This window comes from Halonotius sp. F2-221B (assembly GCF_046719765.1).
GTDB lineage: Archaea > Halobacteriota > Halobacteria > Halobacteriales > Haloferacaceae > Halonotius.
Window position 1 is genome coordinate 1 of record NZ_JABEBY010000027.1, and the last position, 16,279, is coordinate 16,279.

Sequence of the window (16,279 nt, forward strand, 5' to 3'; positions counted from 1 at the left end):
CGTGCTGTTTCCGGCTCATTCCTGTAGATATGCTCCCAGAGAGGTTAAACTAGACAGTCTAAGTCTGAAGCTACACTGAGGACTCCCTCATCGCGTTCGTCGATCACTCGACGCCAGGCGCGAACAACAACGTCCCGCCGGAGACGGCCATCGATATCGTAATCGACCACCACCCCGCGGAATCAATCGAGGCCCGGTTCATCGATCACGGCGCGGCGGCGACGATCCTCGCCGAGTACGTCGAAGCCCTCGATATGGAGGTCGATGCCATGCTGGCGACCGCGCTGCTGTTCGCTATCCGGCGGGAGACGCTGAACTTCCTGCGCGGGGCGACATCCGCCGAGTACGACGCCGCCGGCTTCCTCCACGACCGCGTTCGTCCTCGCATTCAAACACGACAGCGACCGCCCCGGCTCAGCTCGCATCGTCGGCAGTCACCTCATCTGCGGGCTGGCCGGCTTGCTCGCGTGGTCGCTGCTGGGCGGGCAGGTAGCGATCACGGCCACGCCACCGCCGCTGTCGACCGCAGGACTGGGGTTGGCAGCGAGTGCGACGCTGTCGATCATGCTGACGAGTTGGGCGATGATCGCCACCGACGCCGTCCACCCGCCAGCGTGTGCAACGACGCTGATCGTCTCACTTGGGTTGTTGTCGACGGCACGGCAGGTCGGGATTATTGTCGTCGCGGTGGCGATCCTCGTCGGCGTCAACGCGGCCGGCGAGCGAGTCGTCAAGCGTGTTAATAGTGATATAGCAATCACGCAGTCGGCATGATATCCAGCAAACCGCGCACTATCGAGCTTGGTTTACGAAACTATAGAGAAACCTGCAGCAAAAGCGTGTCCTGTAGAGGAACGCTTTAGATTCAGGAGCCATTAGAGGGAAACAGAATGAACTGGGAGAGCGAGAAAGACATGGCGCGAGATGTCGAGGAAAACAAGGAGCTGTATGAAGCCCTTGCTGACGAAGAGAGCGATCCCGACGCGTAATCTTAGCAGTATGTATCCGGCAGTACATCAGTGAAAAACTCGTACCAGACACGGTAGAGCTCGTCTTTTTCATACAACGTATCGAGCCGAACGGGCGGTATGTCCTGACGAACTGCGTGGGATTCATCGCGTGCTGTCCGAACTCGGTCAGTCGGCCACTGATCGACATCAAGATCATTGTCAGCGAGCAGTTTTCGTAACAGCGCAATCGCTGTGCGGTGGTTGGCATCCTCAAAGAAGTGTTTGCCGACGACAGCGTGCATCCAGAGCGCGCACTGTTCCGGAAGTGGTCGATCGGTCGGGAACTCCTCAAGTACACGAGCGATATCACCGTTTCTGACTCGCCAGATATCGTCACGCTGTTCGGAGATCGACCTGTCGTGTGGATTGTCGTAGTGGAGCGACCGATTCAGTAGGAACTTCTCGTTGCGAAACTTGAAGTTCTCCGGATCGAGCGACGATAGATCAGTAATTCGTGACGAATCGCCGTCGGCCTGTTCACCCATCGGATATGATGTCCAAACCAGTCGATCTGCTTGAGTGATACGGTCGTGAGTCCCGATTCTGCCATCGTAGTCAGTCGTCGCGTTTTAGCCGCCGCCACTCTCACAGCCGATATGGCCGACGACGAGCCCCGACAGGCGACGTTCGGCAGCGACGGCGACCTCGACACCGAGCGCGACCCCGACGCCGACACGGAAAACGACTTCGGCGAGCCGAAGCAGGCCGACGAAACCGACGGCGGCTACAGCCGCTATACCGTCTCCAGCCTGCTTCAAAAGGCCGTCCGTCGCTCCGACGAAGAAGTCGCGGCCTGGGCCGCGTGGGAACTCCAGCGGTCGGGCTACGGCTGGAACCTCTGGGATCGCCTCAACCTCTATGTCGTCGAAGACCTCCGGGCCGGCGAGTCGGTCGCGCTGACGATCCAACGATACGAGGAACTGGCGACCGACCGCTGGGCAAACGACGACTGGCGGCAACGCCTCTGTGCGATCCACGCCGCCCTGGCGGCCGCACGAGCGACCTCGACGCGAGAGGCCGCCAACGCCGACGAGTACTTTCGCAAAGTCGCCGACGAACGCGCTACGGCCCGCGAAGCGGGCGAGGAACCGCGGTTCGATTTCCCGGCTGGCGATCTCGAACCCGAAGGCCGATTCGATGCGATCTTCGACGGTCACACCGGCGAAGGAGCCAAACGCGACCGCGGCACGCGCTTTTTCAAGACGCGCGGCGCGCGCGTCGGCCCGGAAGGCGAAGACGAGCAGAGCGCGCGCTGGCAACGGCTGAGTATGGTGCTCGACGAGATCGACTACGCGGAGACCGAAATCAGCCACGCCATCGAGCCGGTCGATGCCGACGAGAAATGGGACGAACCCGCCGACATCGAATAACGCCCGGGATCGCAACCGACTACTGGGTCGCCCGCCGACGAACAGCCATGTTGTTCACGCCGGGGCCGACCGCCGTCCCACCGGAAGTGCGAGAGGCGATGGCCGAACCGCAGCCGAATTCGGCCGTCCCACCCGAGTTCGCCGAGCGATACGACCGGCTCTGTGAAAACCTCCAACAGGTCTACGACACCGACCACGACGTGATCGTTCCCGGTGGCGAGGGGATTCTCGGACTGGAAGCCGCCATCGCCTCGCTGGTCGCGCCTGGCGACCGGGTGCTCTGTATCGCCAACGGGCTCTACGGTGAAGGATTTGCCGACTTCGTCGACAGCTACGACGGCGAGGCCGAACTCGTCTCGGCCGACTACGACGCGGGCTACGATCTTGACGCGGTCGAAGCCGCTCTCGCCGACGCCGAGGAAGCAGACGAGCCATTCAAACTGGCGACGCTGGTTCACTGCGAGACGCCGACCGGGGCACTCAACGACCTCTCGCCCGTACTCGACCTGCTCGACGGGTACGACGTTCTGAGCGTTGTCGACGCCGTCTCCTCACTCGGCGGGACGCCGGTGCCGACCGACCGGATCGATGTCTGTCTCGGCGCGTCCCAGAAGTGTTTCAGCGCGCCGCCCGGTCTCACGACGGCGGCCGTCAGCGACCGCGCGTGGGCGGCGATGGAACAGCGAGAGCCGACCTCGCTGTACACGAATTTTCTGCCGTGGCGCGATACTAGCGACGGCTTCCCGTACACGCATCTTGACGCCAACGTCGCCGCCCTCGATGTGGCAGTGCAGCGCGTGCTCGACGAAGGGATCGAAGCTGTACAGGATCGTCACGAGCGGGCCGCCGAGCAGTGTCGCCAGCGTGGTCGTGAAATCGGACTGTCACTGTATCCCGACCAGTCGCGGGCGTCGCCGACGGTGACAGCGTTCCACATGCCGGGAGAGGCACAGGACGTTCGCCAACGCGTTGAGGACGACCACGATATCGTGCTGGCGACGAGCCTCGGCGATCTCGCCGACGACATCCTCCGGGTCGGTCACATGGGCTACAACGCGGATGTCGAGAAAGTCGACCGCGTGATGGACGCCATCGCCGACGTGATCGCGTAGCTACTCGCTGATCGTCGTTTCGCTGATCCGGACACCCTTGCCCGCCAGATGTCGCATCTGTCGCTGCGCGAAATCCTCCTCGCGGCTGCCGCGGGTCGCCAAGACGTACAACACCGCGTTGCCGACGGGCCGCATCGTCCGGCCGGCCCGTTGGGTGCCCTGCCGCCTGGAGCCGCCAAGGCCGGAGGCAACGACCGCGAGTTCGGCGTTCGGCAGATCAATCCCCTCGTCGGCGATCCGGGAAACGACGAGCGTCCGCTGGCTGCCGTCGCGGAACGCGGCGAACTGCCGCTGGCGTTCGTGGTGGGCGGTTTCGCCGCTGATGAACGGGACATCGAGAGCCTCGGCGATTGCCTCGCCCTGATCGAGGTAGTCGACGAAGATCAGCGTCTTCGCGTCGGGGTGTCGCCCGCGAAGGGTGCGGATCTCGTCGATCTTCGCAGGGTTTTGGGCCGCAATGCGATGTCGATCCTGCGTGTCGGCGCTCGAATAGGCATTTTTCGCGTCATCGTCGCGCCACGGCACATAACGGATCTGCACCTCGGGTTCGGCGACGAACCCGGCCTCGAAGAGCGCGGCCCAATCGGTGCCGATTGGCGGGCCAATGAGGGTGAAAATCTCTTTTTCCTTGTCGTCTTCCCGGACTGGCGTCGCCGAGAGCCCCAATCGATGCGCGGCCTGCAGTTGGGTGCTCCGGCGGAAAATCGGACTCGGGATGTGCTGGACTTCATCGTAGACGATCAGCCCCCAGCCGCGGGAATCGAACAGCTGCCGGTGGCGATCCATGCCGGCGGTCTGGTAGGTGGCGATAGTGACCGGCCGGATCTCCTTCGTGCCGCCGTGGTACTCACCGATATCGGCATCGGTCAGCGTTGAGTGGGTCGTCAGCTCTTCGCGCCACTGGGCGGCGAGTTCACGACTCGGCACGAGAATCAGCGTCTCGCCGCCGACCGCGACGAGCGCGGCGATGGCAGCGATGGTTTTCCCGCTGCCCGGTGGGCCGACGAAGACGCCAGCCTGCTGGTCAAGGAACGTGTCGACCCACGCCTGCTGGTACTCTCGGAGTGTCGCCGTCAACTCAGCATCGAGGGCGTCGCCGGTGTCGAGATCGCGGTCGTCGGCGACCGGGTAGCCCGCCTCGTAGAGCGTCCGCTTGACCGCCGCGACCTCGTCGCTGTTGACCCACGCCTCGGTGTCGGAGATCGGCGCGCGCAGGGCGTCCTCAGGGAGTTTCTGGTCGGCGACATTCCCCATCAAGTTCTCGTTGGCGGCCTCCAAGACGGTGTAGCCGTCGTCGTGGGTTCGCAGGATGAACTGGCTGGCGCGCTCCCACTGCGCCGTCACCCACTCATCGAGATGCGGCGACTCACGTGGCAACACCGAGTGCATCGCCGCGAGCAAGTCGTCGAGGTCGTCGTACGGTGCGGCCCAGATGTCCTCTTGTCGAACCCGGTAGAGATAGCCGCGGGTGCCGGGTTCGGTGCCGGTCGAGTCGACAAGGTGGGCGAACTGCGCGAGTTGCGCGCGGGTGTACTGGGTCGGCTCGTCGACGACGATCTCCCGGCGGGTCGGAAAGAGAACGACGCGCTCGCGGCCAGCGAGGTCGCCGACAGTTGAGGGGTACCAGACGACTGGGTCGTGTTCAACATCCGCGCTGTCGAGTTTGCCCGCGGTTTCGAGGGCGTCAAGTCCCGCTTTCGCTTCCTCGCGGCTACAATCAAGTCGACGGGCGACTTGGCTGGCCGTGAGCACCGGTCGCTCCTCGGCATCAACAACCTCGTAGAAGTCATCCAGCGAGAGCGACGACGCCGGGAGCTCGGTTGCGTCGGCGTCATCCGGACGGTCACCTTCGTCGGCAGCGTCGCCATCAGTTGCGGGAGAGATATCGGGAGAGGACTCGCTGTCGTCGATATCGCGGTCGGGATCGGTCATTGGGTGAGCAAGGCTGTCGAGCCACAAACCCGTTGTGACCGACGGTGGACAGGAGGGGACGACCTACCGCCGGCAGTGTCGCCGTTTCAGTTCGTCCTTCGAGCGGAACCGACCGCCGCAGTCGACACACTCCACTGAGCCCGCGCCGGCCTCGGTGACGACGCGGTGGCCGCCGATCTCGAAGGCGCGGTCGACAGCGCGGGGCCGAATCCGGTCGGGGATCTGTTCGTCACGGTGACTGCTGAGATCCGCCCGCAGTCGGATCGTCTGGAGGTCGGTCTCGTTCCATCTGGAGTCCGTATGCGCGGTTTCCCAGTCGTCGATCGCCGTCCAGCCGGTGACGACGACCGGTGACTGAGTTTCGGTGTCGCTGACGACGATCACGTATCTGACGCCGTGTTTCACGAGCGCGAACCGCCAGCCGTCGGTTGTGTTCCAGCGGAGTTGCCCCTGTTTGATCGCCTCTGCGACGATCGGGACAGACACATACCGGCCCTGCTGGTGCAGTCGCTGCCGGAAGTGGTCTGTGTGGGCATACACCGCGGGCGTCCGCGGTGGGGGATCCTCGGGAGAACGGTGCCGGCTTGGCGTGTCGGCACTCGGTTCGGCGCGGCCGACCGCGTCGGCGTACGCCGTCGGTTCGGGAAGCGACCTACCGCCGGGCGTCTCCTCGACACCCGGACCGGGCTGTCTGGATGCCACTACGTGAACGTATCACAGGGAGGAATATAAGTTTTCATGCAAAATGGAGTGCCCCCGACCGTCTTTTCGGGCGGTTAGCCGAGCAAGCCCAGTTCGTCGATGCGGTCGACGATCCGTTCGACAGCCGCACTCGCGTCGTCGACTGTTTTCCCGCCGGTGATGACGACCTTCCCGCTGCCGAACAGCAGGATCACGACCTCGGGGTCGTCCATCCGGTAGACGAGCCCGGGGAACTGCTCGGGTTCGTACTCAACGTCTTCCAGCCCCAGCCCGATCGCCAGCGCGTTGAGGTTGAGACTGTGGCCCAGATCCGCGCTGGAAACGATGTTCTGGACGGTGATCTCGGGGGTATCCTCAACTGGAATCCCCAGATCTCGAAGCTTGCTAAAGATGATGTCGAGAGCCTCATGCACGTCGTCGATGCTTTTCGCGCCGGTACAGACGATCTTGCCGGATCGGAAGATCAACGCGGCGGCCTTCGGCTCCTGGGTGCGGTAGACTAACCCGGGGAAATTATCCGGGTTGAAGTCCGCCCCCGGCAGGTCGGTGGCGAGTGCTTCGAGGTCGAGTTCCTGCCCGATCCCCGTCGATGCGACAACGTTCTGGATCTCGATGGAGTCAGCCGGCGCGCTCATTGGTCTGTATGGAGGTGCCCAAGGGATAAAAGGCCCCCTTATAAACGCTTTCGGCGACGGCGGGTTCGGCTGAGTCGTCGTCAACGATGAACGCCATCCGTCGTCGACAATGAATCCGATTCGTCGTCGACACCGAAGACACGCACACCACCGGAGATAGCCGAACCGAGCCAGCAGGCGTCGTTGCGGGCGTCTCGAAGGTGAGTCCGGAAGCCGCGTTTTTCAAGTAGTCGCGCTAACTAGCGAAGGATAACTGATGAGCGAGGACTTCTATGATGTGCTGGGCGTCTCACGTGACGCCTCAGAAGACGAGATCAAGCAGGCCTACAGAGAAAAAGCCTCGAAATACCATCCGGACGTGAGCGATGAGCCCGACGCCGAGGAGAAGTTCAAGAAGATCAAGACGGCCAAGGAGGTGTTGACCGACGAGGAGAAACGCCAGGCCTACGACCAGATGGGCCACGAGCGGTTCGAAGAGGCCGAAAAGCGCGGCGGCTTCGACGACGGCCGCGGCGGAGCCGGCGGGATGGGCGGCATGGGTGGCTTCGGCGGTGGCGGCGGTGGCGGCGGCGGCTTCGAGGACATCTTCGAGCAGTTCTTCGGCGGCGGCCGCGGCGGCGGTGGCGGCGGTGGCAACCGCCCCCGGCAGGGCCGGAATCTCCGCACATCGATGGAGATCACCCTCGAAGAGGCCTACGAGGGCGTCGACAAGGAGTTCACCGTCACCCGCCCCGAGGAGTGTGACACCTGTGGCGGTGAGGGCCACCCGCCGGAGGCGGAGGTTTCGACCTGTCCGGAATGTAACGGGGCCGGCGAGGTGCGGCAAGTCCAACAGACGCCGTTCGGCCGCGTCCAGCAGCGATCGACCTGTCCCCGCTGCGGCGGCGAGGGCGAGGTCGCCGACCAGACCTGTGGCACCTGCGGCGGCGACGGGATCGTCGAAAACGAGGTAACGCTGACCGTCGAGGTGCCGGCCGGCATCAAAAGCGGCCAGACCCTCCGGATGGACGGCGAGGGCGCGCCCGGCGAAAATGGCGGCCCGCCCGGCGATCTTCTCATCGATGTCGAGGTTCAAGAGCACGAGGAGTTCGAACGCGACGGCGACGACCTGCATTACAATCAGCCGATCTCATTCCCGCAGGCCGTCTTCGGCGACACCATCGAGGTGCCGACGCTGGACGGCCCAAAGAAACTCGACATCCCCGAGGGCACCCAAAGCGGCGAGCGGTTTCGGCTGAAAGGGCTCGGGATGCCGAAGCTCCGCAGCCGGCGTAACGGCCACCTGTATGTGACCATTCAGGTCGTCACCCCCGAGTCGCTCAACGACGACCAGAAGGAGGCACTCGAAGCCTTCGCCGAGGCCGGCGGCGAGGAGGTCGATGTCTCCGAGGGCTTCTTCGAAAAGATCAAAAACAGCTTCTGAGGTAGCTGCTTGCCGGTAGGCCTACTGCTGCCACTCAACATCCGACAGCGTGCGCTGTACCGCCTCTTCGCCGACTGCTGCCGCCAGCGACTCGAAGCCGGCGCGCTCGGCGCGGTCGGTCGCGTTGGCGACAAGCCGTGAGACGATGAACTCCGGGGTCGATTTGCCCACAGTGCCAAACCGCGGCTGGTAGTCGACCTGGAGTTCAAGCTCGGGGTCAAGCCCCTCCGCGAAGATGCCGTCGATCCGGGCGGTCTCGGGCAGCGGGCTCAGATCGTCGGCGAGATGGGTTACGTAGACGCCGAGAGCCGACTGGTCGACGGTCAGCGACACCAACCCGTTGAGCAGATCCGCCGCCCGCCCGGGTTCGGTGATCGCCTCGAACTCATCGACCAACATGAGCGTCCGGCCATCACCCGTCAGCGGCGGCACAATGGATTTCAGCGTCGATTCGAGGACGCCAGCGTTGAACGAGGCGTGGCGGCGGTGGAAGACGATGGTCTCAAACTGCCCAACCTCGGCCTCGTCGGCCGGTACTGGCAGCCCCATCGCGGCCAAGAGGGCAACCTGGCTCAGCGTCTCCAGTAGCGTCGTCTTCCCGCCGGAGTTCGCCCCAGTTAGCACCGCCACGCGATCATCGGTCGGCGGCGACAGCGACCGGGCGGTGTCGGTGAGGCCGTGGGTTCCAACCGCGTAGGTGATCGGCTGTACGTCGCCGTCAAGGAAGAGGTTGCGCGCGTTTCGCACCGCCAACCCGTCGTCGACGAGTTCGGGTCGCTGCAGATCGAAGGCGGCCGCAAACCGACCCAATGAGAGCTCAAGGGCGATGTCGCCGATGGCGGTGACGGCGGCGGTCACGTCGGCGTCGGCCGCGCCGATGCGATCCTGTAGCTCGGCGGCGACGGTTGCCTCCCGCTCGTCGACCGCGGTTTCGAGGTCATCGACCAGCGCGCGCAGTGTCTGGCTGACGAAGTCGGCAGCGTCAACAGCGTCGTCGGCTGCGGCCGACCGCACCCGCGGCGGTTCGATCCCAGTCTCGCTCGCAATATGCTCGATGACACCCGCCTGCAGCGCGTCCATATCGCGGACGCCGTCGCTCCGAACCGTTTCGATGATATCGAAGGCGGCGTTGTTGAGATCGGCTGCCGCGTCGCGCTCGGCTCGAAGTGCGTCGAGTTCGTCGTCGGCACCCTCCCCGACGACCACGCCGTCATCGGTCTCCCGGACAGCTCCGAGCGCACCTTTCGCCGCTTCGAGGGCGTCGCTGTCGATCCCAGCTAAGGCGTCGAACGGTTCGCCCGCAAGCCCGACAGCATCGAGTTCGAGTGCGGCCTCGACGGCCGCGCTGTCGGTGCCGTCGGCGTCATCGTAGGCGTCGAAGGCGTCGATCACCCGCTTGCGGTCGTCGTCGCCGAGATCGATCCAGGCGGCTTTCGCGGCCAACACGCGATCGAGGCGATCGGCCATCGCCTCCCGTGTCGACAGCGGCGTCATCACGCGGATTCGGTCGGCGGCGTGGTTCGTGAGAGCGTACCCGCTGGCGACCGACAGTAGCTCGTCGTAGACATCGCGGGTGTCGCCAGTGCCGAGCACCTCGATGCCGTCGGTGCCGCTGGCCCGCCGGAGGATCCTAACCGCCCGCCCGCGGGGGACGCCAGCGGCGGCGAGCGTCCGGATGTCGGCGTTCTCAATGGCGGCGATGGCGTCGGGTTCGCCGATCGACTCACGGAGCAGCGCGGCCGTCTTCGGCCCGATGCCCCAAAACTCCTCTAAGCGCATATCCGAGGGTTTGGAGCCGGCGGCTTAGCGTTTGTTATGCGGCGACCGGTCATTTACACCGGGCAAGCAACTTGACACGATGGCCAGCCGACCAACTGCCGCCCTGGCGGACTGAAAGGGCGAGACGCGCTCGACGAACCCGGACGATGTAAGCACTACAGGAGCGAGCGAAGCGAGCGACGAAGCGCGCAGCGAGTCCCGGGAGTCGAGCGCGTCGAGGGCTTTCGATACTGCTCTTCCTTAGACAACTGATTGTCCGGACACACTGCATTGACCGTTCAAAACGAGACCACTACGTATCCAGGCTGTTAAACACCAGTATGGAGCCGGATCTCCCCGCCCTCGACGACCACCTCGCCGACCACGATGTCGACGGCTATCTCATCGACGCCGACAGCACCGACCCGAACCAACGATACCTCTCAGGGTTCGACGCCCCCGATCCGTTTTTGACCTGTTATACGCCCGACGGCCTCGCCGTCCTCGTCTCCGGGCTGGAGTACGGCCGCGCGGTCACCGAGAGCCGCGCCGACACAGTAAAACGCCCAACCGACTACGACCGTCGCCAGCTCGTCGACGACTATGGCCCAACCGAAGCCAGCCACCGGGTCAACAGCGCGTTTCTGGCCGACTGCGGTGTCGACAGCGTCTTTGTCCCTGATCGGTTCCCGCTGTCGACGGCCGATGGGCTTCGCGAGCAGGGCCACACCGTCAGCGTCGACACCGACGACGTGTTGATGGATATCCGAGCGGTAAAACACCCCGACGAGATCGACCACATCCGCGCGGCCCAACGCGCCAACGAGGCGGCGATGGCAGCCGCCGAGTCGCTACTGGCGGCGGCGAGCGTCGACAGCAATGGGCGACTCAGCCACGAGGGCGAGCCCCTCACCAGCGAGCGCGTCAAACACGAGATCGAGGCGACGCTGCTGGAAGACGGCTACGGGCTCGACTCGACGATCGTCGCCGGCGGCGCCCAAGCCGCCGATCCCCACGAGCGCGGCAGCGGCCCGCTGCGGGCCGACGAGGCGATCATCATCGACATCTTCCCGCAGGATAAGACCACGGGCTACCACGCGGATATGACCCGCACCTTCTGTGTCGGCGAGCCCGGCGAGACGATCAGCGAATGGTACGATCTCACCGAGCGCGCCCTCGATGCCGCCCTCGGTGCGGTCGAAGCCGGCGCGAGCGGCGCGGACGTGCATGCCGCCGCCTGCGAGGTTTACGAGGACGCCGGGCTGCCCACATTTCGCACCGATCCGTCGACCGAAACCGGCTTTATTCACACGACCGGCCACGGTGTCGGGTTGGCGATCCACGAACAGCCGCGGCTCAGCACCGAGGGCGGCGATCTTGCGGCGGGACAGGTCATCACGGTCGAACCCGGGCTCTACGATCCCGATGTGGGCGGCGTTCGCATCGAGGACATCATCGTCGTCACCGAGGACGGTTACGATAATCTGACCGACTACCCACGGGAGTTTGTGGTCGGCTGAATCGGTGCCAAACCGAAACCCACAGGCTGCAGGCGGCCAACACACTGGTATGAGCGACACCCAGAACACGGCCGCCGTCAGCGTCGTCGTCACGGACGCGCCGGCCGGCGTTCGAAAGTACACCGCCCGGATCGCCTGTGATGCCGACGGCGAAGCCACCATCGAAGCTGTCGAACCGGGCCTGTTGGAACGCTACTTCGAGATCGTCGACGGCGGCGTGGGCGCGGCGTTCGTCCGCGCCCGGGCCGTCGATATGACCGGCGAGGCGGGCGCGCTCAGCGATCCCGCGTCGCTGTTTACGATCCGGTTCAGCGAGGCTGTGCCGCCGGCATCGATCACGCTTACCTTCGAAACACTCCAAGATCACGACGGCGAGACGATCCCGGATGAAGCGGTGCGGTTTGATGCGGTTGGGTAGCCCTCCATCACGCGTGGCGGCCGCCAAGTGTGTAGCCGTAGAGCGGATCGTAGCTGACGGTTGCATCGGCGTCAAGGGCGGGTTCGATCACCTTGTGCCACCAGATACCTGCCTCCGAGTCGGTCGCCGATGGTGGCGTGTAACCGAGAGAGTACGCCGGCATGACACCGGCCGCGATCTCACCATCGGTCGCCGGCCCGGCAGCGACAAGAAACTCTAAGACCGCATTATACGCCGTCCGTGCGGCCGTCGCGTCGACAGCGTCGGGAAGCTCAATGCGGTCGATCGGATGGGATGCAACGGCTGTCGCGGCGTCATCATCTGTCGCCGCACTGTAGTCGGCTGCGTCGGCCCATTTTGTTGCTGCTGGTGTCGGTTCGGTCGTCGACTCAGCGGATGCTGGCGTCTCCAACAGCATCTGGATGGCCTCAACGGCCGCGGCGAGATTCTCGGCGTCGCCGTCGTCGTAGGCACCGTTTTCGGCGTCACGGACGAACGCTTCGAGCGCCGCCTGATCTGCGGCCGTCGCCCCGACAGCACTGTACGATTCATCGTGCCCGGAATGTGTTAGTTTATTACTCATTACTGAACGAATATCGGCATGTATGGGTTTTATGTTAGAGAGAAAGGATAGTAATCATAAAAGAATTTGGATAAATACGGATAAATACCTAATATGCTCTAGGCCGATCAGGTGGCGACAGCACGGAGGGGGTGAGGTTACCGACAGCCCACCGACACAACACCGAGCGACCGACGACAGCGGGGCGTGGCCCCCATCGAACACCTTTTGAAACACCATCCGGAAGAGCGGGTATGAAGCTACTCGTCGTCGGCGCGGGCGAGATGGGGCGGTGGCTGGCCGACACCATCGACGCCGACGTTGCGTTCACGGATGCTGATCCAGCCGTCGCCGCGGCGGCAGCCGAACCTCGATCGGCGCGGGCAGTTCCGAGCGACACCCAGGAATCCTTCGATGTGGTCGGGCTTGCGGTGCCGATGTCGGTCGTCGACGAGGCGATCGCCACCTACGCGCCGCTGGCGGAGGCGGCCGTCTTCGATATCTCCGGGGTGATGGATCGGCCGCTGGCGGCGATGGCCGACCACGCCCCCGACTGCGAGCGAGCGAGTTTTCATCCACTGTTCGCGCCGCCGCGGGTGCCTGGCAATATCGCGGTCGTCACCGCAACCGCGGGGCCGACGCTGGATGCGATCCAGGAGGCCATGGTCGAGGCCGGCAACACCGTCTTCGAGACAACGGCGGCCGAACACGACGCGGCGATGGAGACGATTCAGGCGGGTGCCCATACGGCCGTCCTCGCTTACGCGCTTGTCGCCGGCGACATCCGCGAGGAGTTCGCCACCCCGGTGTCCGAACAGCTCGAATCGCTGGCGGCGACGGTCACCGAGGGCAGCCCCGAGGTGTACAGCGAGATCCAGGCGGCCTTCGACGGGGCCGACGATATCGCGGTGGCCGCCCAAGAGATCGCCGAGGCCGACAGCGACACCTTCGCCGACCTCTTTGTCGAGGCCAAGCGCAACGTCGACGCCGACAGCCGGGTGAGTGACGAGTGATCGACCGAGAGGCGGTTCGCTCGAACGCGAAGTATCTCCAGCAGGTGCGACCGATCGATCCCGATGAGATCGCCGAATACATCGAGGGCCAGCCACACCCCGCCGTCGTTGCCCAGACGCTCCGGGAGGAGGCGTTCGATCTCGGCCTCGTCGAACGCGCGGATGGAACCTTTGTGCCGCTTGAGACGGAAACCGTTGCCCACCGGGAGTGGTCGCCAACGGCGTTGCCAGCCGACTACAGCCGTGCGGTCGAGAATTTCCTCGTTCAACAGTACGGAGCCAACTGGCACCGCGGCGAATCGGGAACGACGCTTCGGTCGACGATCCGGGAGCTAAAAGCCGGCTACCTCGCCGGCGAGGATATCGAATACGACGCGGCGACCGCTGCCGGCTACGCGATCTACCACCTGCCAGCGTACTACGCCGCGATCGGCTACGTGTTGGCGACGCTCACCGAACGCGGGCTGTTGCCGGCGTCGATGCGCGTCCTCGATGTGGGGGCCGGCGTCGGCGGGCCGGCACTCGGGCTGCATGATTTTGTCTTTGATGACGCGGACGACCGCGAGCCGACAGCCGGCCTCGTCGACTACCACGCCGTCGAGCCAAGCGCGGCGGCCGACGTACTGGATCGCGTGCTAGGCGAAACCAACCGCAACTTCCGATCGACGATCCACCGGTCGACGATCGAGGCCTTCGACTACGATTCGGGCGACGCAGACGACCCGTTTGATCTGATCGTCTTCGGCAACGTCTGCAACGAACTCGACGATCCCGTTGCGGTCGTCGAGGAATCGCTGTCACACCTGGCCGACGACGGAACGGTGCTGCTGTTGGAGCCCGCCGACCGCAACACGGCCATCGAGCTTCGTGAGATCGAGCGAGCTGTTTCAAGCGACGACAGCGACGTGACCGTCTACGCGCCGGGGCTGCGGCTCTGGGACGGGGTCGAGCCCGACGACCGCGGCTGGTCGTTCGACGTGCGCCCGGAGCTGGCTGTGCCGGCCTTTCAGGATCGCCTCGCCGAGGCGGCGAGCGAAGCCGGCGAGGACGATCCGGACGCGTTTCGCAACGTCGACGTGCAGTTTGCCTACAGTCTGCTGCGGCGGGATGGCGAGCGACGGTATCCGTTCCGAGCGAGTCGGGATCGCCACGCCACGATGGCCGCCATGGACGACCACGTCACCGACCGGATCGATCTGTTGGCGGTGAAGCTGAGCGGCGATCTCAGCGACGGCGACAACGCCGTCTTCCGGATCGGCGACGGGAGCCAGACGACCGACCACTACGCGGTGCTGACACAGCAGTCCGCGCTGAACCGCGCGCTGGCGGCGGCGGAGTACGGCGCGGTGTTGGCGTTCGAAAACGTCCTCGTGTTGTGGAACGACGACGAGGCCGCCTACAATCTCGTTGTTGACGGCGAGACCGTCGTCGATCGGCTCTCCGGCTAACTCTGCGGTCGTCCGTCCCATTTTTGCGGGCGGGGGTCTACAACATGGGTGTGAGCGACGACGAGGAGAAACTGGAAGCCAAAGGCGACTACTGGGATTTCGAGGTTGACGCCGAGCTTCCGGATTCGATCACCGACGACGACGATGAAGACGACAGCTACCAGCTGCGGCTCGAAGAGGCCGCCGGCAAGATCATGTGGTCGTACAGCACCGGTGGTCTCGGGGGCTCTGCCCCGACGGTTGTCGGCGGAACGGTCGTCGCCGGCGGCGACGGCGATAGCGTCTACGCCCTCAATGCCGAGAGTGGAGCCGAACAGTGGGTGTTCGAGACCGACGATTTCGTCGAATCCGCGCCAACGGTCGTCAACGGACGGGTGTTTGTCGGCAGCGACGACGGCCACATCTACGCCATCGACGCCGACACCGGCGACGAACAGTGGACGTTTCAGACGCCCCGGTTTGTCGAATCGTCGCCGACGGTCGCCGGCAACGCGGTCTTTGTCGGCGGCGGCGACGGCTCGGTGTACTCGCTACACGCCGAGATGGGCAGAGAGCGGTGGGTTGTCGACACCGACGGCCCGATCTATGCCTCGCCAACGGTGACAAACAGCACCGTCTACATCGGCAGCGACGACGGCCACGTCTACGCGCTGAGTGCGGCCTCCGGCGAGCAACGCTGGGCGTTCGAAACCGGCGGCCCGGTTCGCTCCTCGCCGACGGTCGCCGGCGACACCGTCTTCGTCGGCAGCGGCGACGGAACACTGTACGCACTGGACGCCAAGTGGGGTGACAAACGCTGGGAGTTTGCTACCGGCGACGCGATCAACTCATCGCCGACGGTCGCCGAGGGGAGCGTCTTCGTCGGCAGCGACGACGGCGCGCTGTATGCGGTCGACGCCGCCTCCGGCGACCGGGGATGGTATTTCGAGACCGACGGCCGGGTGTGGTCGTCGCCGACGGTCGCCGGCGACAACGTGTACGTCGGCAGCAACGACGGCTATGTGTACGCGATCGATACGACAACCGGGCGACGCGACTGGCACTCCGATACCGGCGACTGGGTCGACACCGCGCCGGTCGTCGTCAACGAGACGGTGTTTGTCACCAGCGACGACGGCACGATCTACGCCCTCGGTGCCGGCGTCCGTGGCTCCAGTGTCGACTCCCGGGTGAATCTTGGGACGCTCAGCCACCACGGCGGCTGGGCTGGTGACGGCTGATTGGCGGCTGTTCGATACCTTGCTTGTGGCGGTATTAGGAGCAGCCAGGCAGGTGGATCGACCAACTGATCAACCACATCCCTGGCGGACTGATTCGATGGAAACGCTGCTATCCCAAGAGCGCGTGATTCAAGATATGGGGCGCAAGAGACCGAA

Annotated in this window: 15 protein-coding genes and 1 pseudogene; 10 read left to right on the forward strand and 6 right to left on the reverse strand. The window is 64.7% G+C overall.

Annotation, left to right across the window (positions count from 1 at the left end; translation table 11 throughout):
• Positions 1-80 precede the first annotated feature (80 nt).
• Positions 81-419 (forward strand): annotated as a pseudogene (locus tag HKK80_RS14470) (DHH family phosphoesterase); the annotation flags it as partial.
• Between the two features lie 4 nt (positions 420-423).
• On the forward strand, positions 424-774 hold the full coding sequence (locus tag HKK80_RS14475; RefSeq protein ID WP_411800302.1) for an HPP family protein: 351 nt from the start codon (positions 424-426) through the stop codon (positions 772-774).
• A gap of 217 nt (positions 775-991) precedes the next feature.
• Here HKK80_RS14475 and HKK80_RS14480 read toward each other — a convergent pair whose 3' ends face one another.
• On the reverse strand, positions 992-1,495 hold the full coding sequence (locus tag HKK80_RS14480) for a hypothetical protein (RefSeq protein WP_411800289.1): 504 nt from the start codon (positions 1,493-1,495) through the stop codon (positions 992-994).
• A gap of 111 nt (positions 1,496-1,606) precedes the next feature.
• Here HKK80_RS14480 and HKK80_RS14485 point away from each other — a divergent pair, with 111 nt between their 5' ends.
• Both HKK80_RS14485 and HKK80_RS14490 read left to right on the forward strand, forming a co-directional pair.
• Positions 1,607-2,380 carry a hypothetical protein gene (locus HKK80_RS14485; RefSeq protein ID WP_411800290.1) on the forward strand — a complete coding sequence of 258 codons (774 nt, stop codon included), beginning with the start codon at positions 1,607-1,609 and terminating at the stop codon, positions 2,378-2,380.
• Between the two features lie 47 nt (positions 2,381-2,427).
• On the forward strand, positions 2,428-3,492 hold the full coding sequence (locus HKK80_RS14490) for a pyridoxal-phosphate-dependent aminotransferase family protein (protein WP_411800303.1): 1,065 nt from the start codon (positions 2,428-2,430) through the stop codon (positions 3,490-3,492).
• Here HKK80_RS14490 and HKK80_RS14495 read toward each other — a convergent pair whose 3' ends face one another.
• The 3 genes from HKK80_RS14495 to HKK80_RS14505 form a co-directional block, all read right to left on the reverse strand.
• Positions 3,493-5,424, reverse strand: coding sequence for a DEAD/DEAH box helicase (locus HKK80_RS14495; RefSeq protein WP_411800291.1), 1,932 nt, complete (start codon positions 5,422-5,424; stop codon positions 3,493-3,495).
• 63 nt (positions 5,425-5,487) lie between these two features.
• The gene (locus HKK80_RS14500) at positions 5,488-6,126 is read right to left on the reverse strand and encodes a hypothetical protein (RefSeq protein WP_411800292.1); all 639 of its coding nucleotides are present in this window, start codon (positions 6,124-6,126) and stop codon (positions 5,488-5,490) included.
• A gap of 74 nt (positions 6,127-6,200) precedes the next feature.
• Positions 6,201-6,761: a TATA-box-binding protein gene (locus HKK80_RS14505; RefSeq protein ID WP_411800293.1), complete on the reverse strand. Its 561-nt coding sequence runs from the start codon at positions 6,759-6,761 to the stop codon at positions 6,201-6,203.
• 256 nt (positions 6,762-7,017) lie between these two features.
• Between HKK80_RS14505 and dnaJ the strand changes: the two genes are divergently transcribed.
• A complete protein-coding gene (dnaJ, locus tag HKK80_RS14510; RefSeq protein WP_411800294.1) occupies positions 7,018-8,184 on the forward strand; it encodes a molecular chaperone DnaJ in 1,167 nt (388 codons plus the stop codon).
• A 21-nt stretch (positions 8,185-8,205) separates the two neighbouring features.
• Here the strand turns inward: dnaJ and HKK80_RS14515 are convergent, their stop codons facing one another.
• On the reverse strand, positions 8,206-9,963 hold the full coding sequence (locus HKK80_RS14515; RefSeq protein WP_411800295.1) for a DNA mismatch repair protein: 1,758 nt from the start codon (positions 9,961-9,963) through the stop codon (positions 8,206-8,208).
• A 320-nt stretch (positions 9,964-10,283) separates the two neighbouring features.
• Between HKK80_RS14515 and HKK80_RS14520 the strand changes: the two genes are divergently transcribed.
• Positions 10,284-11,462, forward strand: a complete 1,179-nt coding sequence (locus HKK80_RS14520) for a M24 family metallopeptidase (protein ID WP_411800296.1) — start codon at positions 10,284-10,286, stop codon at positions 11,460-11,462.
• Between the two features lie 49 nt (positions 11,463-11,511).
• On the forward strand, positions 11,512-11,880 hold the full coding sequence (locus HKK80_RS14525; RefSeq protein ID WP_411800297.1) for a hypothetical protein: 369 nt from the start codon (positions 11,512-11,514) through the stop codon (positions 11,878-11,880).
• 7 nt (positions 11,881-11,887) lie between these two features.
• On the opposite strand, the gene HKK80_RS14530 is transcribed toward HKK80_RS14525, so the two are convergent.
• Positions 11,888-12,463, reverse strand: coding sequence for a hypothetical protein (locus HKK80_RS14530; protein ID WP_411800298.1), 576 nt, complete (start codon positions 12,461-12,463; stop codon positions 11,888-11,890).
• Between the two features lie 233 nt (positions 12,464-12,696).
• Here HKK80_RS14530 and HKK80_RS14535 point away from each other — a divergent pair, with 233 nt between their 5' ends.
• From HKK80_RS14535 to HKK80_RS14545, 3 genes are read left to right on the forward strand one after another with little or no spacing between them, the layout of a single operon-like run.
• Positions 12,697-13,455: a prephenate dehydrogenase gene (locus HKK80_RS14535; protein WP_411800299.1), complete on the forward strand. Its 759-nt coding sequence runs from the start codon at positions 12,697-12,699 to the stop codon at positions 13,453-13,455.
• Positions 13,452-14,903: a small ribosomal subunit Rsm22 family protein gene (locus HKK80_RS14540; protein ID WP_411800300.1), complete on the forward strand. Its 1,452-nt coding sequence runs from the start codon at positions 13,452-13,454 to the stop codon at positions 14,901-14,903. The genes HKK80_RS14535 and HKK80_RS14540 overlap by 4 nt, the downstream gene beginning before the upstream one ends.
• 50 nt (positions 14,904-14,953) lie before the next feature.
• The gene (locus HKK80_RS14545) at positions 14,954-16,123 is read left to right on the forward strand and encodes a PQQ-binding-like beta-propeller repeat protein (protein WP_411800301.1); all 1,170 of its coding nucleotides are present in this window, start codon (positions 14,954-14,956) and stop codon (positions 16,121-16,123) included.
• Positions 16,124-16,279 lie beyond the last annotated feature (156 nt).